This window comes from Aquabacterium parvum, assembly GCF_001447195.1.
GTDB lineage: Bacteria > Pseudomonadota > Gammaproteobacteria > Burkholderiales > Burkholderiaceae_C > Aquabacterium > Aquabacterium parvum.
Window position 1 is genome coordinate 12956 of record NZ_LFRI01000245.1, and the last position, 21933, is coordinate 34888.

General features: G+C 67.1%; 20 protein-coding genes. 10 read left to right on the forward strand and 10 right to left on the reverse strand.

The genetic code is table 11. The features are described from left to right. Positions 1-128 precede the first annotated feature (128 nt). Positions 129-392: a hypothetical protein gene (locus ABG80_RS08955; protein ID WP_058087375.1), complete on the forward strand. Its 264-nt coding sequence runs from the start codon at positions 129-131 to the stop codon at positions 390-392. 105 nt (positions 393-497) lie between these two features. Here the strand turns inward: ABG80_RS08955 and ABG80_RS08960 are convergent, their stop codons facing one another. Together ABG80_RS08960 and ABG80_RS08965 are read right to left on the reverse strand one after the other, a co-directional pair. Continuing rightward, the gene (locus ABG80_RS08960; RefSeq protein WP_058087376.1) at positions 498-950 is read right to left on the reverse strand and encodes a DUF2214 family protein; all 453 of its coding nucleotides are present in this window, start codon (positions 948-950) and stop codon (positions 498-500) included. Positions 951-967: 17 nt separating this feature from the next. Beyond that, positions 968-1891, reverse strand: a complete 924-nt coding sequence (locus tag ABG80_RS08965; protein WP_058087377.1) for a LysR family transcriptional regulator — start codon at positions 1889-1891, stop codon at positions 968-970. 346 nt (positions 1892-2237) lie between these two features. Here ABG80_RS08965 and ABG80_RS08970 point away from each other — a divergent pair, with 346 nt between their 5' ends. From ABG80_RS08970 to ABG80_RS09000, 7 genes are all read left to right on the forward strand, one after another. Further along, entirely contained in the window at positions 2238-4442 is a 2205-nt protein-coding gene (locus ABG80_RS08970; RefSeq protein ID WP_058087378.1) for a malate synthase G, read from the forward strand. A gap of 167 nt (positions 4443-4609) precedes the next feature. Then, the gene (locus ABG80_RS08975; protein WP_058087379.1) at positions 4610-5293 is read left to right on the forward strand and encodes a CsgG/HfaB family protein; all 684 of its coding nucleotides are present in this window, start codon (positions 4610-4612) and stop codon (positions 5291-5293) included. A 21-nt stretch (positions 5294-5314) separates the two neighbouring features. Beyond that, a complete protein-coding gene (locus ABG80_RS08980; protein ID WP_235513798.1) occupies positions 5315-5683 on the forward strand; it encodes a DUF4810 domain-containing protein in 369 nt (122 codons plus the stop codon). Positions 5684-5685: 2 nt separating this feature from the next. After that, positions 5686-6363, forward strand: coding sequence for a DUF799 domain-containing protein (locus ABG80_RS08985; protein WP_058087380.1), 678 nt, complete (start codon positions 5686-5688; stop codon positions 6361-6363). A 234-nt stretch (positions 6364-6597) separates the two neighbouring features. Beyond that, positions 6598-7071 (forward strand): DUF3015 family protein, encoded by a 474-nt coding sequence (locus ABG80_RS08990; protein ID WP_058087381.1) that lies wholly within the window; start codon positions 6598-6600, stop codon positions 7069-7071. Between the two features lie 102 nt (positions 7072-7173). After that, positions 7174-9174 (forward strand): Lnb N-terminal periplasmic domain-containing protein, encoded by a 2001-nt coding sequence (locus ABG80_RS08995; RefSeq protein WP_058087382.1) that lies wholly within the window; start codon positions 7174-7176, stop codon positions 9172-9174. A gap of 2 nt (positions 9175-9176) precedes the next feature. Beyond that, a complete protein-coding gene (locus tag ABG80_RS09000) occupies positions 9177-11234 on the forward strand; it encodes an NADPH-dependent 2,4-dienoyl-CoA reductase (RefSeq protein ID WP_058087383.1) in 2058 nt (685 codons plus the stop codon). 96 nt (positions 11235-11330) lie between these two features. On the opposite strand, the gene ABG80_RS09005 is transcribed toward ABG80_RS09000, so the two are convergent. The 6 genes from ABG80_RS09005 to ABG80_RS09030 form a co-directional block, all read right to left on the reverse strand. Continuing rightward, positions 11331-11921 carry an outer membrane beta-barrel protein gene (locus tag ABG80_RS09005; protein ID WP_058087384.1) on the reverse strand — a complete coding sequence of 197 codons (591 nt, stop codon included), beginning with the start codon at positions 11919-11921 and terminating at the stop codon, positions 11331-11333. Positions 11922-12080: 159 nt separating this feature from the next. Then, a complete protein-coding gene (locus tag ABG80_RS09010; RefSeq protein WP_058087385.1) occupies positions 12081-12632 on the reverse strand; it encodes an outer membrane beta-barrel protein in 552 nt (183 codons plus the stop codon). Positions 12633-12807: 175 nt separating this feature from the next. Next, positions 12808-13755 (reverse strand): alpha/beta fold hydrolase, encoded by a 948-nt coding sequence (locus ABG80_RS09015; protein WP_058087386.1) that lies wholly within the window; start codon positions 13753-13755, stop codon positions 12808-12810. 141 nt (positions 13756-13896) lie between these two features. Beyond that, on the reverse strand, positions 13897-14601 hold the full coding sequence (locus tag ABG80_RS09020) for a histidine phosphatase family protein (RefSeq protein ID WP_058087387.1): 705 nt from the start codon (positions 14599-14601) through the stop codon (positions 13897-13899). Between the two features lie 21 nt (positions 14602-14622). Continuing rightward, entirely contained in the window at positions 14623-15852 is a 1230-nt protein-coding gene (locus ABG80_RS09025; RefSeq protein ID WP_058087388.1) for an acyl-CoA dehydrogenase family protein, read from the reverse strand. 92 nt (positions 15853-15944) lie between these two features. Continuing rightward, the gene (locus ABG80_RS09030) at positions 15945-16889 is read right to left on the reverse strand and encodes a LysR family transcriptional regulator (RefSeq protein ID WP_058087389.1); all 945 of its coding nucleotides are present in this window, start codon (positions 16887-16889) and stop codon (positions 15945-15947) included. Positions 16890-17281: 392 nt separating this feature from the next. Between ABG80_RS09030 and corA the strand changes: the two genes are divergently transcribed. Together corA and ABG80_RS09040 are read left to right on the forward strand one after the other, a co-directional pair. Continuing rightward, positions 17282-18241, forward strand: a complete 960-nt coding sequence (gene corA / locus ABG80_RS09035) for a magnesium/cobalt transporter CorA (RefSeq protein ID WP_058087390.1) — start codon at positions 17282-17284, stop codon at positions 18239-18241. A gap of 5 nt (positions 18242-18246) precedes the next feature. Beyond that, the gene (locus ABG80_RS09040; protein ID WP_058087391.1) at positions 18247-19416 is read left to right on the forward strand and encodes an MFS transporter; all 1170 of its coding nucleotides are present in this window, start codon (positions 18247-18249) and stop codon (positions 19414-19416) included. On the opposite strand, the gene ABG80_RS09045 is transcribed toward ABG80_RS09040, so the two are convergent. Then, positions 19358-21187, reverse strand: a complete 1830-nt coding sequence (locus ABG80_RS09045; protein WP_235513799.1) for a hybrid sensor histidine kinase/response regulator — start codon at positions 21185-21187, stop codon at positions 19358-19360. The two genes, ABG80_RS09040 and ABG80_RS09045, sit on opposite strands and share 59 nt — an antisense overlap. Further along, complete coding sequence (locus ABG80_RS09050; RefSeq protein WP_058087393.1) at positions 21184-21864, reverse strand: response regulator transcription factor; 681 nt, start codon at positions 21862-21864, stop codon at positions 21184-21186. Before ABG80_RS09050 ends, ABG80_RS09045 begins: the two co-directional genes overlap by 4 nt. Between the last annotated feature and the right edge of the window lie 69 nt (positions 21865-21933).

A 21933-nucleotide genomic window follows, 5' to 3' on the forward strand; every position in this document is an offset into this window, starting at 1 on the left:
GCCAAGCCGCCTTGGCGGCATGCGTTGCGGTGTGTCATCGACAGCGGTGGGTGGGGCGTTCACAATGGGTCAGGTGCCCCAAGACACCTGATCCACCCACAACAGACACCTTTCGATGGAGTGAAGACATGCGTGCACTGATCGCCACCCTCTCCCTGGCCTTGATGGCCGGCCTGGCCCACGCCAACCCCGAGTGCGAGGCCAAGGCCGTCGACAAGAACGGCAAGGCCCTGGCCGGCGCCGCCAAAAGCAGCTTCGTCAAGAAGTGCGTCAAGGAAACGACCGGCGCGGCCTGCTCGGCCAAGGCGCTGGACAAGAACGGCAAGCCGCTGGCCGGTGCCGCCAAGAACAGCTTCATGAAAAAGTGCGAGAAGGAAGCGGTGGCGGGCTGACATCGCACTCGCTCCCGCCCACCCGAAGCCCGGCCCTGAGCCGGGTTTTTTGTGGGCGATGAGGCTGGATGCAGCGCGCGCTCAGTGCACCCCTCAGTGCACCCCTCAGCGCACCCAGATGCCCCGCGCCAAAAACGCCCCCAGCAACGGCAGCACCAGCAGCAGGTGGGCCTGGGCCATGATCCAGCGGCGGATGCCGCGCACCTCGGCTTCATCCGGCAAAGCGCCGGTCGCGTTGAGCTGGCGCTTCCAGCGGATGAACGCAAACGTTGGCTTGAGCGACATCAGCCCGATGAGCGCGAACAGCGTCACCTTGGCATGCAACAAAGGCTGGCCCCAGTACCAGCCCATGCCCTTGACGCCCCAGTAGGTGCGCGCCAGGCCCGTGGCCAGCACGGCGATGGCGGCCACCAGGTAGATGAGGTCCACCCGGGCCAGGCGGCGCACGACGGCGGCGTTCATCCATTCGGGACGGCACAGCGCGGCCTCGCTGGTGATGAAGACCACCACGCTGAGGATGGCAACGAAGTGGGCGTAGGCGAGCAGGGCTTCGGTCATGGCGCGATCATGCCTGATCACGCGGCCAGCGCGACGGCCTGCTTCCAGTAGCCGGGCTCGCGGTACGTGGCCTGCAGGAAATCGACCCACAGGCTCAGCCGCAGCGGCCGGTGCTTGCGCTGCGCGAAGACCGCGTAGATGCCGGTGGGCGGCGCGGCGAACTCGTCGAGCACGGTCACGAGCTGGCCGGTGCGCACATCGGCCTCGACCTCCCACCACGAGCGCCAGGCCAGGCCCAGGCCCGCCAGGCACCAGGCGTGCAGCACCTGGCCGTCGGAACAATCGAAGCGCGAGGTGGGCCGCACATGGGTGAGCTGACCTTCGACGGTGAAGGCCCAGCCACGTGTCTGGCTGGCCTCGGAGCTCAAGGTCAGGCACTCGTGGCGGGCGATGTCTGCGGGGCGCTGAGGGCGGCCGCGCGCGGCCAGGTAGGCCGGGCTGGCCACGCACAGGCGGCGGTTGTCGGCCAGGCGCACGCTGACCAGGCTGGAGTCGGGCATCTCGCCCACGCGCACGGCGCAATCGAAGCCCTCGTGCACCAGGTCGACCAGGCGGTCGGACAGATCGAGCGAGACGGTCAGGCCGGGGTGGTCGGTCACGAAGCGCGGCACCAGGGGCGCCACGTGACGCCGCCCGAAACCCGCCGGCGCGGTGATTCGAAGGTGACCACGGGCCTGCAGCCCCCCGGCGCTGACCTCGGACTCGGCGTTGGCCAGGTCGGCCAGGATGCGCTGCGCGTCTTCCAGGAAGGCGGCACCCTCGTGCGTCAGGCTGATGCGGCGCGTGGTGCGCAGCAGCAGCTTGACGCCCAGGCGCTCTTCCAGCGCATCGATGCGCCGGCCGATGACAGCGGGCGCCACGCCCTCGGCCCCGGCCGCCGCGGTGAGGCTGCCCTTGGTGGCGACGGCGACGAAGGATTCCAGCTGCTTGAGTCGGTCCATGCTCCTGCCCTGTTGTCCTGTGTAGGCGCTGGTTTGATGTCCTGCACCCCCGAAACAGCCCCTGAGTGCCACCGGTTCACGGCCGTTCGATGAGCCATGTTGATCAGGGACACGTCAAAACACAATGGGGGCGCCGCCCGGGAAGATCCGAGGGGGCGGGTTCGATTTTTACCAAAAAGTCATGAATCAATGGATTTTTGAGTTGGTAATGATCAGATAGGTATGGAATAAACTGACGAGTTCCAAAAGAGGCGTGGTCCGCCTGTTGCATCACCCCCGCGACAGCCGCCCGATGGCCCGCCCCCGCCTCCACCAGATTCCACTGACTCTCTTCAAGAGGTTCTCCATGACCGCACGCACCCAAGTTCACGGCCTGCAAGTGGCCACCGAGCTCTTCCGCTTCGTCGAAGACAAGGTCCTGCCAGGCACCGGCATCGACAGCGCCAAGTTCTGGGCTGGCTTTGACGCCATCGTCAACGAGCTGGCCCCCAAGAACGCCGCCCTGCTGGCCGAGCGCGACCGCATCCAGACCGAGATGGACGCCTGGCACACCGCCAACCCCGGCCCCATCACTGAAGGGGCCGCCATGGCCGCCTACAAGGCCCACCTGGAAAAGATCGGCTACCTGGTGCCCGTGCCCGGTGACGTCAAGGCCACCACCGCCAACGTGGACGCCGAGCTGGCCCTGCAAGCCGGCCCGCAGCTGGTGGTGCCCATCCTGAACGCCCGTTACGCGCTCAACGCCGCCAACGCCCGCTGGGGCAGCCTGTACGACGCCCTGTACGGCACCGACGCCATCTCCGAAGAAGGCGGCGCCGACAAGGGCAAGGGCTACAACCCGGTGCGCGGCGCCAAGGTGATCGCCTGGGCCCGCAACTTCCTGGACAAGGCCGCCCCGCTGGAAGGCGCTTCGCACAAGGAAGCCACCGGCTACAGCATCGCCGGCGGCAAGCTGGTCGTCGCCCTCAACGGCGGCAAGTCCACCGGCCTGCAGAACCCCGAGCAACTGGTCGGCTTCCAGGGTGATGCCGCCTCGCCTTCGAGCGTGCTGCTGGTCAACAACGGCATGCACGTCGACATCCAGATCAACCGCAGCACCCCGATCGGCCAGACCGACCCGGCTGGCGTGTCGGACCTGGTGCTGGAATCGGCCGTGTCGACCATCCTGGACCTGGAAGACTCGGTCGCCGCCGTGGACGCCGAAGACAAGGTGCTGGGCTACAGCAACTGGCTGGGCATCCAGCTGGGCACGCTGACCGAAGAAGTGGCCAAGGGCGGCAAGACCTTCACCCGCAAGCTCAATGGCGACCGCGTGTACACCGCCCCCAACGGCGGCGAAGTCAAGCTGCACGGCCGCTCGCTCATGTTCGTGCGCAACGTGGGTCACCTGATGACCAACCCCGCCATCCTGTGGGGCGCTGAAGGCAAAGAGATCCCCGAAGGCATCATGGACGCCGTGATCACCACGACCATCGCCCTGCACGACCTGCAAGGCCACGGTCAGATCAACGGCCAGGCCATCCGCAACTCGCGCACCGGCTCGGTCTACATCGTCAAGCCCAAGATGCACGGCCCCGCTGAAGTGGCGTTTGCCGCCGAGCTGTTCTCTCGCGTCGAGAAGCTGCTGGGCCTGGCCGACAGCACCGTCAAGCTGGGCATCATGGACGAAGAGCGCCGCACCTCGGTGAACCTCAAGGCCTGTATCGCTGCGGCATCCAGCCGCGTGGCCTTCATCAACACCGGCTTCCTGGACCGCACCGGCGACGAGATGCACACCGCCATGCTGGCCGGCCCGATGATGCGCAAGGGCGACATCAAGAACAGCGCCTGGATCGCCGCCTACGAGCGTCGCAACGTGCTGATCGGCCTGCAGATGGGCCTGCGCGGCCGCGCCCAGATCGGCAAGGGCATGTGGGCCATGCCCGACCTGATGGCCGGCATGCTCGAGCAGAAGATCGCCCACCCCAAGGCCGGTGCCAACACCGCCTGGACGCCTTCGCCCACCGCCGCCACGCTGCACGCCACCCACTATCACCAAGTGAGCGTCGCCGCCATCCAGCAAGACATCGAGAAGACCGGCGAAGACCCGCAATCGCTGCTCGACAAGCTGCTGACCATCCCCGTGGTGGCACAGGCCAACTGGTCTGACGCCGAGAGGCAGCAAGAGCTGGACAACAACATCCAGGGCATCCTGGGTTACGTGGTGCGCTGGATCGACCAGGGCGTCGGCTGCTCCAAGGTGCCCGACATCCACAACGTCGGCCTGATGGAAGACCGCGCCACGCTGCGCATCTCCAGCCAGCACGTGGCCAACTGGCTGCACCATGGCGTGATCACCGAAGCGCAGGTGCGTGACAGCCTCAAGCGCATGGCCGCCGTGGTGGACGGCCAGAACGCTGGTGATGCCGCCTACGAGAGCCTGGTGGGCAACCCGCAAGGCGCTGCGTTCCAGGCCGCGCTGGACCTGGTCTTCAAGGGCAAGGAACAGCCGAGTGGCTACACCGAGCCGCTGCTGCACGCCTGGCGTTTGAAGAAGAAGGCTCAGGCCTGATCAAGCTCAGCCGAACGGCTGATGCTCGATGAGAACGGCGCCCTGCGGGGCGCCGTTTTTCATGGAGCACAACACGACCGCCCCACCGCCATGGCTCCAACGTTCAGTTACAGTCATTGACGCATTCCCCTTCTCAGACAGGGGCTGTTCAACCCAGGGAGACAACCATGAAGTCCTCGTTCCGTTTGGCTGCGCTCAGCGTTGCCATCGCCGCCCCCATGTTCATCACGGGCTGCGCCACCGAATCCTCACAAGCGCTGGCCGTGCAGAAAACCCAGGCCGCCACGCGCGCCTACGTGGGCGCCCGTGCGCCCATCGCCGTCGGCAAGTTCGACAACCGCTCGAGCTACCTGCGTGGCGTGTTCTCCGATGGCGTCGACCGCCTCGGCAGCCAGGCCAAGACCATCCTGATCGGCCACCTGCAGCAGACCAACCGATTCAACGTGCTCGACCGCGACAACATGGCCGAGATCAAGCAAGAAGCCAGCATCCAGGGCGCCGCCCAGCAACTCAAGGGCGCCGACTTCGTCGTCACCGGCGATGTGACGGAGTTCGGTCGCAAGGAAGTGGGTGACCACCAGTTGTTCGGCATCCTGGGCAAAGGCAAGACCCAGGTGGCCTACGCGAAGGTCACCCTCAATGTGGTCAACATCCGCACCTCCGAGGTGGTGTATTCGGTCCAGGGCGCCGGTGAATACCAGCTGTCAAACCGCGAAATCATCGGCTTTGGCGGCACAGCCAGCTACGACTCGACGCTCAACGGCAAGGTTCTGGACCTGGCCATTCGCGAGGCCGTCGATCGCCTTGGCGAAGGCATTGACGCAGGCGCGTTCAAACCTGTTTCGCGTTAAGCCTCAGGGAGAAATCAAACCATGATGCATCGCCCCATCACCCGGGGGCTGGCAGCGCTTTGCCTGCTGACCACCCTGGCCGGTTGCGCCGGCCCCAAGCAGATCTACAGCTGGAACAGCTACCAGCCACAGGTCTATGCCCACCTCAAGAACGACGGCAAGTCGTCGGCCGAAGAGCAGATCATCGAGCTGGAAAAAGGCATCCAGCAAGCCGCAGCCAAGGGCGCACAAGTCCCCCCGGGCTATCACGCGCACCTCGGACTGTTGTACTTGAACACCGGCCGCACCGATCAAGCCCTCGCGGCGTGGAACCAGGAAAAGGCCTTGTTTCCTGAGTCGACGAAATACATCGACTTCCTGATCGGCAACATGAAAAAGAACCGGAGCTGACCATGCGCACGCACGCCATCCAACGCACGTCTTTATGCACCTTGCTTGCCACCGCAGCGCTCCTCGCAGGTTGCGCTGCGCCGGTCAAAACCGACTACACCGCCTTCCGTGCGGCCAAGCCAGCGTCCATCCTGGTATTGCCCCCCGTCAACGAGAGCACGGAGGTCAACGCCACGTTCAGCATGCTGGCACAGGCCACCTACCCGCTGGCTGAGGGTGGCTACTACGTCATGCCGGTGACGCTGGTCAACGAGACCTTCCATCAGAACGGACTGACGGTTGCCACGGACATGCATGAAGTGCCCGTCACCAAGCTCAAGGAGATTTTCGGTGCCGACGCCGCGCTGTACATGAAGATCACAAGGTACGGCAGCACGTACACCATTCTGAGCAGCGCGGCAGTCGTGAGCGCCGAGGCACGGCTGGTCGATCTGTCCACCGGCACGCTGTTGTGGAGCGGACGAGCCAGCGCGTCCAGCGACGAAAACAACAACAACAGCGGAGGCGGCTTGGCCGGCTTGCTGGTTGCGGCCATCGTCAAGCAGATCATGAACAACGTGACCGATGCGTCGCACCCCGTTGCGGGTGTCACCAGCGCACGACTTCTGTCTTCCGGCACGCCCAATGGCCTCCTGTACGGCCCCCGCTCACCCCTCTACGGCAAGGACAACACAAACTGAGCACGCCCGTCGGGCATGCATGAAGCGCCCGCCCTGGGCGCTTTTTTTGTGCCCTGTGAACAAGAGGTAACACACGCCCGCATCACCCTGAAAGGGGAGAGGCCCAGCGGCGTGTTTTCATCCGAACACACCTCAATCGAAAACCGAGTCTGCCACCCCTAGAATGGTCCAAGACGGTCACCACCCACGGCGGCCCGTCCATCCCATCATCAACACAGACCAGGAGTTCCTTTCATGAAGAAGATCGTCATCGCAGCCCTCGCCACCCTCGCTGCTGCTTCCGCCATGGCCCAAAACAACGTCGGCTCTTGCGGCTGGGGTTCCAAGGTGTTCGAAGGCCAACGCGGCATCTTCCCGCAAGTGCTGGCCGCCACCACCAACGGCACCTCGGGCAACCAGACCTTCGGCATCACCTTCGGCACCTCGGGTTGCACGCAGGACGGCGTCGTGTCGTCCTCCTGGAAGACCGCCATGTACATCGACGGCAACCGCGTGGCCCTGGCCCGTGACGCCGCCGCTGGCCAAGGCGAAAGCCTCGACACCCTGGCCGCCGTGATGGGCGTCAAGGACGCCGACCGCGCCCTGTTCGCCGCCACCATCAAGGCCAACTTCGCCACCGTGTTCGCCAACGACCAGCAGATCGCCGCCAACCTGAAGTCGGTGCTGGCCGCTTCGCCCGAGCTGAGCGCCTACGCCGCCGTCATCTGATGAAGGCCCGGCCCCTTGCCTGGGCCGGTTGACCCATCCGATCCGACCCACACCCTGACTCCAGCCGGAGCAGGGTGTGTCTTTTTCAGGAGCACCCTTTCCGTGCTGCAAGCCCTGCTCCCGCGCATGGCCAGGCTGATGCTGGCCGCTGCGCTGGTTTGTCATTCGCCGCTGACCCATTCCCTGGATTTGGATCCGCCGCTGAGCCCGAACCCGGCTGGCGATCGCGTGGTCGTGCCATCGGCCCACACCATCGGTCAGCTGCAACGCCTCGCACGCGAGCGCCAGCTCGCCACCACGCCCATGTGGCACGCGCTGCTGCACTACCGCCGCCATCCACTGACGCGCCAGTTGCGCAGCCTGGCCGACGACCCCGGCTTCTTCCTTGCTCCGCAAGGCCGAACCGACCCGCAAGCCGAGCTGGACGCGACCATCGCCGCCTTCTTCGACCCCGCGCCCCGCCACGCGCTCGACCAGGCAGCCGCGTGCCGCTTCATCGCCCGCGAACGCTGGTTGCGTCAGGAGCTGGGCGCCGCACCCGGCCTCTGGCCCCAGGCCCAGTGCGAACGCTTCGCGCAATGGCGCGCCGGCCTGCGTGCCGACCGCGTGAGCATGATCTTCCCGTCGGCCTACCTCAACAGCCCGGCCTCGATGTATGGCCACACCTTCTTGCGGCTCGATGGGCCCCAGGGCGATGGCGCCGGCTCGCCCATGCTGTCCTACGCCATCAACTACGCGGCCAACGGTGACCAGAACGAAGGCCTGGCCTTCGCGTTCAAAGGCCTGGTGGGCCTGTACCCCGGGGCGTTCACCAACGCGCCTTACTACCTGCGCATCCGCGAATACAACGACCTCGAAAACCGCGACATCTGGGAGTACGAGCTCAACCTGACTTCGGACGAGATCGAGCGGCTGCTGGCCCACACCTGGGAGCTGGGCCCCACTCGCTTTGACTACTACTTCTTCGACGAAAACTGCTCCTACCACCTGCTGGCGCTGCTCGACGCCGCCCGGCCCGGCTGGAACCTGGTCGATGACTTCACCTGGTGGGCCATCCCGGTGGACACCATCCGCGCGGTGATGCGCACACCGGGCATGCTCAAGGCCGTGCGCTACCGACCCGCCAACAGCACCGAGCTGCGCGAGCGCGCGAACCGACTGGGCCCCGAGAACGCCCGCCTGGCGCGCGACATCGCCGATGGCACTCAACCCATCGAAGCCGTGCAGGCCGCGAACCTCACGCCTGCGCAGCAAGCCCTGGCGCTGGAAACCGCCGAGCGCCTGGTGGCCTACGACGCCGTGCGCGAAGGCTGGAGCGAGCCGCAAGCCCAGGCCCGCCGCATGCCCCTGCTGCGCGCCCGCGCCGCCTTGCCCGCTGGCGAAGCCGTGACGGTGCCCACCCCGAAAGACGACCCGACCACCGGCCACGCCACCGCCCGCATCGACGTGATGGCCGGGCGCCGCGCCGGCAGCGACTTCTACACCCTCACCGCGCGCCCCGCGTACCACGACCTGCTCGACCCACCCGCCGGCTACCAGAGGGGCGCCGCCATCCAGTTCTTCCAGACCGTGCTGAGTCGATCCGCGCATGGCCATGTGCAGCTTGAGCGCTTCACCCCGGTGGACATCAGCTCGCTGAGCCCGCACGAACCGCTGCTGCGCGCCCGTTCGTGGCGCGTGGGCATGCACCTGCGGCGCGACCCGTTCGGCCAGGCCGATGAGCGCCGCCGCATGGGCGCCGAAGTGCGCGGTGGCCCGGGCTGGGCATGGCAGTTGGGCGGCGATGGCATCGGCGACCTGATGCCCTACGCCTTCCTCGACAACCACCTGCAATGGGACCGCCGCCGCGCCGACCAGCCCTGGGCGCTGGGCTCGGGCCTGGCCGCTGGGCTGCTGTGGCAGGTCACGCCGCACCTCGGTGTGCAACTGGAAGGACACGGCCGCGCCTACCTCGGCGACCTGCCCAAGGAATGGGGCTGGTCACTGCAGACGCGCGTGCACCCGCATGCAGACTGGAGCCTGAACGGTCAGATTCAGCAACAACACCGGGAACGCACCCGCCCCGTCACCACCTGGGGCCTGGGCGTGATGCGACACTGGTGAGCATGAGCACGCCTGCGCCCTACCCCCACCTCCTCGCCCCCCTCGACCTCGGCTTCACCACGCTGAAGAACCGCGTGCTGATGGGCTCGATGCACACGGGTCTCGAAGACGGCCGTGACCTGAGCAAGCTCGCCGCCTACTTCCGCGAACGGGCCGAAGGCGGCGTGGGCCTGATCGTCACCGGGGGCTTTTCGCCCAACATCGCGGGTTGGGTCAAGCCGCTGGCCGGGCGCATGAGCAGCGCCTCGTCGGCCAAGCGCCACCAAGTGGTCACGCGCGCCGTGCACGAGGCCGGCGGCAAGATCGCCATGCAGATCCTGCACGCGGGCCGCTACGCCTACCACCCGTTTGCCGTGGCGCCTTCGCGCATCAAGTCGCCCATCTCGCCGTTCACGCCATTCGAGCTGTCGGCCGCGGGCGTCGAGCGCCAGATCCAGGCCTTCGTCGACAGCGCCGTGCGGGCTCGCGAGGCCGGCTACGACGGCGTCGAGATCATGGGCTCGGAGGGCTACTTCATCAACGAGTTCCTGGCCCAGCACACCAACCAGCGCAAGGATGCTTGGGGCGGCGACTACAGCCAGCGCATGCGCCTGCCCATCGAGATCGTGCGGCGCACGCGCGAGGCCGTGGGCCCCGACTTCATCCTCATCTACCGCCTGTCGATGATCGACCTGGTGCCCGAAGGCAGCACGTGGGACGAGGTTCGGCAACTCGGCAAGGCCATTGCCCAAGCGGGCGCCACGATCATCAACACCGGCATCGGCTGGCACGAGGCCCGCGTGCCGACGATCGCCACCAGCGTGCCGCGCGCGGCTTTTGCCTGGGTCACGGCCAAGCTCAAGCAGGACTTCGCCGACGCGGGCATCGACATCCCGCTGGTGACGTCCAACCGCATCAACACACCGGCCACGGCCGAGATGGTGCTGGCCGGTGGCTACGCCGACATGGTGTCCATGGCCCGGCCCCTGCTGGCCGACTCGCACTTCGTGGCCAAGGCGGCGGCCAACCGCGCCGACGAGATCAACACCTGCATCGCCTGCAACCAGGCCTGCCTTGACCACGTCTTCAAGAACCAGCTCTCGAGCTGCCTGGTCAACCCGCGCGCCTGCCACGAGACGACGCTGAACTTCCTGCCCACTGTGCAGAAAAAGCGCATCGCCGTGGTGGGCGCGGGCCCGGCTGGCATCACCGCGGCCACGCACCTGGCCGAGCGCGGCCACCACGTCGAGCTCTTCGACGCTTCAGCCGAGGTGGGCGGGCAGCTCAACATGGCGCGCCAGGTGCCGGGCAAGGAAGAGTTCGACGAGATGCTGCGGCACTTTCGCAAGCGCATCGAGGTCACGGGCGTGCAGCTCAAGCTCAACACGCGCGTTGACGCCGCCGCGCTGAACGGCTTCGACGAAGTCATCGTCGCCACGGGCGTGACCCCGCGCGACCCGAAGATCCCCGGCCAGGACCACCCCAAGGTGCTGAGCTACATCGACGTGCTGCGCCACAAAAAACCGGTGGGTCGCAAGGTGGCCGTGATCGGCGCAGGCGGCATTGGCTTCGACGTGGCCGAGTACCTGGTGCACGACACCGAACACAAGTCGCCCTCGCAAGACCTGGTCGCGTGGATGCAGGAATGGGGCGTGACCGACCCGTCGAGCGCACCGGGCGGGCTGCGCCCCGAGGGGCCCAAGCCCACACCCGCTGCGCGCGAGGTCGTGCTGCTTCAGCGCAAGAAGGGCAAGCTGGGCAACGGCCTGGGCAAGACCACGGGCTGGATCCACCGGGCATCGCTGAAGATGAAGAACGTGGAGATGATCGGCGGCGTGAACTACGAGCGCATCGGCGGCGAGGGCCTGCTGATCAGCTTCGGAGAGAAACGCGAGAACCCAACCTGGATCGCCTGCGACAACGTGGTGCTGTGCGCGGGTCAGGTGCCGTTGCGCGAGTTGGCCGATGAGTTGGTGGCGCTGGGCAAGCCGGTGCACGTCATTGGCGGGGCCTTCGAAGCGGGTGAGCTCGATGCCAAGAAGGCGATCGACCAAGCGGCACGCCTGGCCGCCAGGCTTTGATGCCCTCGCGCAGCGATGAAACCATGAAAAACGGCCCTGCGAAGAGGGCCGTCTCGAAGGCTTGAGCAGGCTCGCTGCTCAGGTGCCAACCGGTGCTCAGAAGGCGTATTGCAGGCCGACGCCCAACAGGCGGACCGCGCCACTGTCGCCGTTGACTTCGGCGTTGGTGAAGTCCGCATCAGCGGTCAGGCGCAGGTTCTTGTTCAGCGCGAACTCGACGCCCAGACCGAAGTACGGCTTGACGGAGTCGTCGGACTCCGAATAGCGGTAGGCCGCAACAGGCATCGATTGGGTGAAGTGGGTTTTCAGGGCCGCCAGACCCAGGCGCCCCACCAGTGCCAGCTGAGGGTGGGCGTCAACACGGAAGGCCGCAGCCAGCAAAACGCCACGCGCCTCGAAGCTTTCCGTCACGTCGCCATCGCGCAGCAGGAAGCCGTCGAAGTAGCTGTCGGTGAAACCGCGTGTGCCCTTGCCGAAGTCAGCGTAAGCAGCTTCCAGCGCCACGGTGGGGTTGAGCTTGTAGCCAACGTAGAACTTCGTGCCGGTGTCGGACTTGTCGCAGCCCAGGTTGTAGTCTTCGCAGCTGAGGTTGACGTGGGACTTGCCCACAACGCCACCCACATAAACCTGCGCCGAAGCAGCGGCCATCATGGCGGTCAGCAGACCCGCCACAGCAATCTTTTTCATGGGAACTCCCTGGATCAAAAACACGGCGCCATTCGCCGCGGTGGCGAATCTAACAACGTTACGTGTCTGAAACAGCAGGGGCGCTCCGATCGGTCAAACGGGTGAGGATCGGCCACCACACTTGTTTGCGTGGCGGCCACCTTTTCAGGCGTTGACGAATCAGAAGTCGTACTGCAGACCGATGCTCAGCAGGCGAACCGAGCCTTCTTCACCAGCGATCTCACCCGTGGTGAAGTCGGCGGCGGCGGTGCCGCGCAGGTTCTTGTTGAAGCTGTATTCCAGGCCCAGGCCGAAGTAGGCGTTGGTGCTGCCATCGGTGCGGTTGCCGTAGGGGAAGCCGGTGGACTTGGTGTCCACCATGGCCAGGCCCAGGCGGCCGACACCGGTCAGCTCGCGGGTGAAGGGCAGGCGGCCAGCTGCGTTGATCAGGAAGCCGTCGACAGCGATGGAGCCCACGCCGAACGAGCCCACGTTGATGTTGGACTTGCCGAAGTCGATGTAGCCGCCTTCGATGGCGATTTGCGGGTGCACCTTGTAGCCAGCGTAGAACTTGTAGCCGGTGTCGTCGTTGTCGCACGAAGCGACGCCACCGCAATCGACAGCGACGTTGGACATGCCGAAAGCACCGCCGATGTAGGCCTTGTTGGCCAGTTGGGCAGAGGCGGAGGTGGCGAGGGCCAGCAGGGCAGCGGCCAGGGCGATCTTGTTCATGGGGTCTCCTGTAGGGGTGTGAAGCGCCGCCCGATGCGCGATCGGCGGCTCAAACAAAGCGTCCGGCGCGGACTGTAGTCGCAGCGCCGGACGCCCTGCCCCCCATTCCAGGGGCTTTTTGTCGCCCAATGTTTCCGCCCGATGTGATCAAACGTTTCGCGTTGAACGACTCAAATCACTGCTTCAGGAAAGCCTGCACCGCCGACACGGTGGCCGCCGGGTCTTCCTCGTGGGGCACGTGGCCCAGGGCGTCGAACATGGCCAGTCGGCTGCCGACGATGTCCTTTTGGAACTTGTCGGCGTTGTCCGGCGGGATCAGGCGGTCTTGCCCGCCCCAGATGATCAGCGTCGGTTGCTTGATGCTGGCGATCTGCGCGGTGAACTCGCCGCTGGGGCTTTGTGCGAAGCGCTCGCGCAAGGCGCCACGGTTGCCAGCGCGCAGGGTCAGCTCGTAGTAGCGATCGATCAACTCGGGCGTGACCTTGGACGGGTCACCGTAGACGTTGCGCACGCTGGACTCGATCATGCTGTGCGGCAGGGTGTTCTGCATCAGCGGCTTGAGCGCGCCGATCTGCGCGATCTTGAAGCCGATCGGCATGGACTGCGGGTCGAAGGGGTAGCCGGCCGCATCCACCAGCACGAGCTTGCTCACGCGCTGCGGGTGGTCCACCGCCACCTTCCAGGCCAGGTTGCCTCCGAAGGAGTTGCCAGCCACCACGGCCTTTTGCACGCCCAGCTTGTCCATCAGCGCGACGACAAACTCGACGTAGCGGGTCAGGCGGTAATTGCCATCGGGCATGGGGCCTGTGAGGCCGAAGCCAGGCAGGTCCATGCGGATGACGCGGCGCTGGCCCTTCAGGGCCTCTGTCCAGCCGTCCCAGGTGTGCAGGCTGGCCGAGGTGCCGTGGAGCAGCACGATGGGCTCGGCGTCGTCGCGGGGGCCTTCATCGCGGTAGTGGGCCTGCATGCCCAGGATCTCTGTGAACTGCGAGGGCGCGGGCGCCCACTTGGCCTTGAGCGTTTCCACGTCCCGATCGGGGGCCCAGGATGCGGCCACACCGCCCACCACCAGCAACAACAGGGCGAGCACCAGCCCACCCACGACCTTCAGCGCCGTCTTCATGTTCGTGTCCCTTGTTGATTGAGGCCGAGCCCAGCGCACGGCCTGCCCTCATTGTGCGCGAGCCACAGCAGCCGTCCCATCGACAGATGGCCGCCAGGTCAGGCAGCACAGATCGGCACCAGCCAGCGCCGGCTGCCCTCTTCAGCGGTAGCTCAGCAGCGAGGGCGCGCCCGCAGGCGCCACGCCTTCGAGGTGCCCGTGCTCGTTGACCGACAGCAGGTGCAGGCCGTCCCGGCCCACGTTGATCTTGGTGATGCCGGCGTTGGCCAGCGTCCAGTTGATGGTGAAGGCCTGCGTGTCGTGCAGGCCCAGCAGGTGCGCGCACACCACGCTGATGAAGCCCCCCGAGGTAAAGACCACGGCCTGGCCTTTGGGCGGCGTGAGCTGGACCAGCTCGGCCAGGGTCGTCACGCAGCGCAGCTTGAAGGTGGACCACGGCTCCTGGTACTCGGCGTCGTGGTGGCCCGCCACCCAGCGCGAGACCGCGTCCTGGAAGAAGGCCTGGAAGGCCCGGCGCGGGTCACCGCTGGCGGCCATCTCCGCCATCATCAAAGCCTTGTCGGCAAAGCGGGGCTCGGCCACCTCGATGACGTCCTCGTGGTCGAACTCGTTGACGCCGGCCAACACCTGCATCGACACGTCCAGCGCCATGGCCGAGAGCGCCGCACGCGCCGTCTCCTGGTGGCGCTGCATGGTGCCGGCCACCACCACCTCGGGCACCACGCCGCGGGCCTTCAAGGCCTGGCCGACGACGTGCCCCTGCTGGTGACCCAACGCCGAGAGCGCGTCGTAGTTCTGGCTGCCGAACGAGGCCTGGCCGTGGCGGACGAGGTAGAGCGATCCCATCTCAGTGCGTCACTTTCCGCGTCACTTCGAGCCGTACTTCATCAGCTCCAGTCGGGCGATCATGCCCTTGTGGACCTCGTCGGGGCCATCGGCCAGGCGCAGCGAGCGGGCCTGGTTGAAGAAGGCCGTCAGCGGGGTGTCGTGCGAGACGCCCATGCCACCGTGCATCTGGATGGCGAAGTCCACCACCTGCTGCAGCATGCTCGGCGCCACGACCTTGATGGCCGAGACGTCGGTGAGCGCGCTCATCACGCCCAGGTTGTCGATCTTCCAGGCGGCTTGCAGGGTCAGCAGGCGAGCCTGGTCGATGGCCAGTCGGCACTCGGCGATGCGCTCGCGGTTGCCGCCCAGGTTGATGATGGGCTTGCCGAAGGCCACGCGCTTGAGACCACGTTGGATGGCGAGCTCCAGCGACTTCTCGGCCGCGCCGATGCAGCGCATGCAGTGGTGGATGCGGCCCGGGCCGAGGCGGCCCTGAGCGATCTCGAAGCCACGCCCCGGCCCGGCGATGACGTTGGACAGCGGCAGGCGCACGTTGGTGAAGTGCACCTCGCCGTGGCCGTGCGGCTCGTCGTATTCGCCGAACACGGGCAGCATGCGCTTGATCTCGACACCGGGCGCGTCCAGCGGCACCAGCACCATCGAGTGCTGGCCATGGCGGCCGGCTTCGGCGTTGGGCGTGGCGGCCATGAAGATGCCGATCTTGCAGCGCGGGTCACCCACGCCGGAGGACCACCACTTCTTGCCGTTGAGCACGATCTCGTTGCCCTCGACCACGGCAGTGGCTGCCATGTTGGTGGCGTCGGACGAGGCCACATCGGGCTCGGTCATGAAGAAGACGGAGCGGATCTCGCCATTGAGCAGGGGCGTGAGCCACTGGGCCTTCTGCTCGTCGCTGCCGTACTTCCAGAGCACCTCCATGTTGCCGGTGTCGGGCGCGTTGCAGTTGAAGATCTCGGGCGCCATCATCGAGCGGCCGGTCTGCTCGGCGCTGAAGGCGTACTCGAGCACGCTCAGGCCCGGGGCCAGCTTGGCGTCGGGCAAAAAGAGGTTCCACAGGCCTTCGGCCTTGGCCTGCGCCTTGAGCTCCTCGACACGCGACGGGATCTTCCACTGCGTCCAGTCGCCGCCGTGGCGGGCCTCGCCGATCTCCTTCCAGTGCTGGGCCTCGACGGGGGCGATGCGCTCGTCGATGAAGGCGCGCACGCGCTTGGCGTAGCTCTGGGCGCGTTCGCTGGGCTGGAAGTCCATGGCTGTCTCCTTTTGGGGATGTGAAAAGTCGGTGTCCGACCGTTGCCCCTGGATGCTACGCCGCCCTCACCCTTGCATCAAATGATGAATTTTCATCCCAAGTCATGCACGTGACGCATGGCCTCACGGGCGCCCTGGGCCACGCTCTCGCGCATCCAGCGGTGCACCGGGTCGGCTTCGCGGTCGGCGTGCCAGTACATCCAGATGCCGATGGGCGGCAGCGCCAGCGGCAGGTCGGCCAGCACCAGGGGCAGCGCGCGGGTGAGCTCCTCGGCGTAGGTGCGCGGCAGGGTCAGCAGGGCATCGCCCGCCGCCACGACGTTGGCCGCCGCGAAGTAGTGCTGGCAGCGCAGGATGACCTGGCGCTCACCCAGGCCCTGGGCCGCCCACACGGCCTGCAGCGGGTCGGGCTGGTCGGGCTGCAGCGCCACCATCACGTGCGGCTGGGCAAAGTAGTCGGCCACGCTGAGCTGGCGGCTGGCCAGGGGGTGGCCGCGCCGCATCAGCACCGAGAGCTGCTCGTCGGCCAGGTGTTCGCCCCGGATGCGGCCGGTCACGCGACGTTGGCGGTCGATGGCCAGGTCCACCTCGCCCATCGTCAAGGTGCGCTCCAGCGCGTCACGCGGCACGCGCACGCTGGCGATCTTGACCTGTGGTGCAGCCTGAGCAAGGCGGCTCATCAGGGGCGGCAAGGTGATGGCTTCGAGCACGTCACGCATGCCCAGGCGCAGGGTCATGTTCAACGTGAGGGGGTCGAAGGTGTCGGCCTGGCCCATGAGCGACTGCAGGCCGCGCAGGTGGGCCTGCACCTCGCCGATGACTCGCCGCGTCAGCTCGGTGGGCACCATCTGGTTGCCCTGACGCACGAACAGCGGGTCGCCCCATAGGCGACGCAGGCGGGCCAACGCGTGGCTGACGGCGGGCTGGCTCAGGTGCAGGTGCCGAGCCGCGCCCGAAATGCCGCCATGCTCGTAGACCGCGTCCATGACGCGAAAGAGGTTCAGGTCGAGGCGGGAGGCGGTGTGCGGCAGGGACATGGGGCACAACGATACAGCCCTCCCCACACCCGTGTGTTTTTTCCACCCGATGCGGCACTCCGCACCCCAGCCCGCGTCGAGCACACGCCATAATGGCGCGTTGCCGTTTGCACGGCGCACCTTTGGAGCAACCACCTTGGACAGTCACCCTTGGTGACCGCCCACTTCGGCCAGCCGGCCACCTGCACCGCCTCGCGCTGACCAGCGCTCGCAAGGCAAACGCAGGCACCGGCTGCGGCCCACCCGGTCAGCCTCGTGCTGAGACCGGTCGGGCCCACGCGGGAGGGGGCGGCAACCACACCCCCCTACCCGCCAAAACAACCTGCACGCCCCGCGGCCCGCATCACCTCGCATGCGACGCGACCCGAGCGTGATCAGGTGCTGGAGTCCCGATGCTCAACGTCTTCACGCTGGCCAATGGCCGCTTGTTCCAGGAAGAAATCGACAGCCTCGACGAGCTGACGCCGTCGCGCCCTGTCTGGGTCGACCTGGAAGACCCCACCCCGGAAGAAAAGGGCTGGATCGCCGCCTGCTTCGGCCTCGTCATCCCCGGCGACATCGTCGACGAGGATCTGGAGGAATCCGCCCGCTTCTACGAAGAAGAAGGCGCCATCCACCTGCGCTCGGACTTTTTGATCGACGACGACGAAGCCCCCCGCAACGTGCGCGTGGCCTTCATCCTGCACAACAACATCCTGTTTTCGATCCACAAGGAAGACCTGCCGGTGTTCCGCCTGCTGCGCATGCGCGCGCGCCGCATCCCGGCCCTGATCGAAGACGCCAAGGACGTTCTGCTCAAGCTCTACGACGCCGACGCCGAGTACTCCGCCGACACGCTGGAGAACATCTACGACGAGCTGGAAAAGGTCAGCAAGCGCGTGCTGCAGGACGAGGTCAACGACCAGGCCGCCGCCGAAGCGCTGGCCGCCATCGCCCGCCAGGAAGACTTGAACGGCCGCATCCGCCGCAACGTGATGGACACGCGCCGCGCGGTGAGCTTCATGATGCGCGCGCGCATGCTCAATGCCGACCAGTTCGAAGAGGCCCGCCAGATCCTGCGCGACATCGACTCGCTGGACTCGCACACGGCCTTCCTGTTCGACAAGATCAACTTCCTGATGGACGCGACCGTCGGCTTCATCAACATCAACCAGAACAAGATCATCAAGATCTTCTCGGTGGCCTCGGTGGCTTTCCTGCCGCCCACGCTGATCGCCAGCATCTACGGCATGAACTTCAACGCCATGCCCGAGCTGAACTGGCGCTTCGGCTACCCTTTCGCCGTGCTGGTGATGATCATGTCGGCCATCACGCCCTTCTGGTACTTCCGCCGCAAGGGCTGGCTGAACTGAACCACGTGCCTGGCCTGAACCTGCCTGCGCTGCCGCCCGGCTTGTGGCGGGTGATGTGGGGCACCACCTTCGTGGTGCTCAGCTACAGCCTGCTCAACCCGGTGCTGGCCGTGCGCCTGCAAACCGCAGGTGCCAGCGCCACGGCCATCGGCTGGTTCGCCACGCTGCCGTTTTTGAGCGTGGCGCTGCTGGTGCCGCTGGTGCCCAGGTTGTTCGGCCGCATCGGTGTGGGTCAGGCTTACCGGCTGGGCTTGCTGCTCGAGCTCATCGCCTGCCTGGGCTACCTCTTCACAAACGACTACCGGTTGTGGTGCGTCTTTGGCTTGATGGCCGGCCTGGGTGCCGCCGCAGCCTGGAACGCCACGGAGGCGCTGATCGCGCACAACACCCCACCTTCGCACCGGGGCCGGCTCACGGGCCTGTACCAGGCGCAGCTGGGTGCGGGCATGGCGCTGGGGCCATTCCTGCCGGGCCTGCTGGGGCTGGGGCCCATCGGTGCCAACCTGCTGGCGGCTGGCGGCCTCGCACTGGGCTTGTCCCTGGTGCTGGTGCCCTCGATCACCCGGCTCAAAGCCATGCACGACGACCACGAGCCCATGGGCCTGCTCTCAGCCTGGCGCTTTCGGCCCACGCTGGCCTGGGCGGCCGTGGTGGGCGGGGTCTTCGAGGTGGGGCTGGGCTCCATCACCACGGCCCACGGCTCGGAGATCGGGCTGAGCCTGGCGGCGGCCACCTCCATCGCCGGCGCCCTGGGCGTGGGCAGCTTCGTGCTGCAGTACCCGCTGGGCTGGCTGGCCGATCGGCTGCCCGCGCGGCGATTGTTCGTGGGCGGCGCGGTGGTGCTGGTGCTCAGCGCCCTGGCCTTCACGCGCTCGAGCCAGCACCCTGAACTGCTGTGGGCCTGTGCGCTGCTTTGGGGCGGCATCGGCGGGGCGCTCTACACGCTGAGCATGATCCGCGTGGCGCACGACTTCGCGCATTCATCGGCGATCGCCGGCACCTCGGCCATGATCGCCGGCTACACGGCGGGCGGCGCCATCGGCCCCGTCATCAGCGGCTGGGTGTTCGACCACCACGGCGTGGCCGGCCAGGGCCTGTGGCTGGGCGTGCTGGCGCTCAGCCTGCTGCTGATGCACGCCCGGCGGCCTGTCCCTGCACCCGACGCCACTGACTGAGCAGGGCCGCGTGCAGGCGCTCGGCCGGCACCGGCTTGTGCAGCAGCACCAGGCCCGATGCGTGGGCTTCACGCAAGCGCTGCGGGCCGGTGTCGCCGGTGACCAGGAAGGCGGGCAGGTCCGGTCCCAAACGTGCGCGGATGAGCGACACAGCCTCGATGCCGCTGCGGTGGTCGCGCAGGCGGTAGTCGACCAGCAACAGGTGTGGCGTGAAGGCGTCCAGCCGCGCCAGGGCCTCGTCCACCGACGAGGCGGTCTCGCAGGCGCAGCCCCAGCTCATCAGCAGGTCGCTCATGGCGGCCAGCACCGACTCGTCGTCTTCGATCAGCAGCACGTTCAGCCCCCCCAGGTCGCCCCCCTCGTCGCCAAGGCGGTCCGATGCGATCACCGCCGCCTGGCTGATGGGCAGCGTCAGGCGGAACACCGATCCGCGCCCCTCGCGGGAGGCCAGCCCCACTTCCACGCCCATGGCCCGAGCCAGCCCGTCGACGATGGACAAGCCCAGCCCCAGGCCTTTGCGTCGGTCGCGCTCGGGGTTGCCCAGTTGATGGAACTCTCGGAAGACCTCGCGGTGCTGCGACTCGGGGATGCCGATGCCCGTGTCCCAAACCTCGATGACGGCGCGTCCGACGCGGCGCCGACAGCCCAGCAACACCGCACCCCGCTCGGTGTAGCGCACGGCGTTGACCAGCAGGTTGCGGATGATCATCTCGACCAGCGCCGGGTCGGCCTGCACCACCAGGCGGGTGTCGCGCAAACGGAAGGCCAGGCCCTTGCTCTCGGCCAGCGGCGCCAGTTCGCGCTCGAGCTTGTGAAACAGCGGCTGCAGCGCAAAGCTGCGCAGCTGGGGCTGCACCACGCCCGCGTCGACCTTGGAGAAATCCAGCAGGGTGCCCAGCATCTCGTTGGCCGCCTCGTTGGAGGCCATCACGTGACGCACCAGGTGGGCCTGCCGGTCGTTGAGCCCGGCACGAGAGAGCGCTCCCAGGTAGAGCCCGGCGGCGTGCAGGGGCTGGCGCAAGTCGTGGCTGGCAGACGCCAGGAAGACGGTCTTGGCCCGGTTGGCGTCTTCGGCCTCGACCAGGGCCTGCTCGACCATCTCGCGCGCCTCCAGCGCCCGCTGGGTCTGGTCCCGCAGGCGGTCGACCAGGCCTTCGTTTTCGAAGCGCAGCTCGATGGAGCGCAGCGTCATGCGCGAAGCGTGGAACGAGTAGACGGCCATCGCCCACAGGTAGGCGGTGGCGCCTGCGGCCAGCGCCCAGTTGATGGTGCCTTGCGCTCGCACCAGGGCCACGATCAGCGGCACCAGGCAGCAAAGCCAGTAAGACAAGGCCACCGGCCACACCGAGCCAAAGATGCCCAGCGCAGCCGAGCCCATGCCAGCGATCAGGCAGATCACCAGCGTGGCCGAGTCAGGCTCGCCCGGGCGGATGAAGAGCAGCGCCAGCGCCCCCCAGCACGCGCCGCTGAGCGCAGCCAAGGTCAGCAGAAACCGCGCATGTCGGACCGGCTCGAAATCCGACTGCCCTGGAGAAGGCATCAGGCGATGCGCGATCAAACCGGCCCAGGCCAGGCCCACGGTGCCCGCCGACCACCACCAGATTCGCCCATCGCCCACCGTGAACTGGTAAGCCACGGCGGCGATGAGCGCCACCAGGGCCGTGGCCACCATCGCGGTGCTCAGGCCCCGGTCGATCAACTCCACCTGGGCCGACAGCGAGCGGGGCGGATCCAAGCGCAGCGCGCTGGCCCACATCGACGTTTGTGTCATGGCGAGATCAGGCCACGGGCCACGGCCCGCTCGTAGGCTTCCTGCCGGCTGGTGGCCTGCAGCCATTCGGTGATCCAGGACACCTCGGCACGCACCGCGCTCTCGCTCATGCCCAACTGCCGAGCGATCGCCTTGTTGGGCGTGCCCCGCCCGAGGTAGCCCAGGATCTGGAGCTGCAGCTCGGTGAAGGTGGGGCCGGCTTCGCTGGCCAGCATGGCCAACTCCGGCGCCTGCGCCCCGTGTGCAGCCCCGGCCTGGAGCGCGGACAGCGTGGCGTACGGCAGAGCGGCAAACGAGGTCTCGCCTCGAAGCAAGGTCTGCACGGCCCCCACGATGTCGTCGGCCTGGGCCGATTTCGGGATGAAGCCCTCGGCGCCCACCTCGCGCGCCTGCGCGATCAGCTCGGCCGTGACCTCGCCCGACATGAACAGCACCCGCGTCTGCGGAGCCGCCGCCTTGAGCGCGGGCAGGTCGGACAGGCCGTGCCCGTCTGGCAGGTGGACGTCGAGCATGACCAAGTCAACCGGCTGGTGACGCAGGTGTTCCAGCGCCTGAGCCCAGGTGCCCGCCTGGGTGAGCAAGGCCTGCGGCCAGCGCTCGGCCAGCATCAGGCCCAGGCCCATGCGGAACAGGGCGTGGTCATCGACCAGGAGGAAACGGGGGCCAGCGATCGTCATGCTCTGCCAAGGGTGAAGGGACTGCAGCCGCGAGTATCCGCTGCCACCGTCCGTTTTCCGGTCATCGCC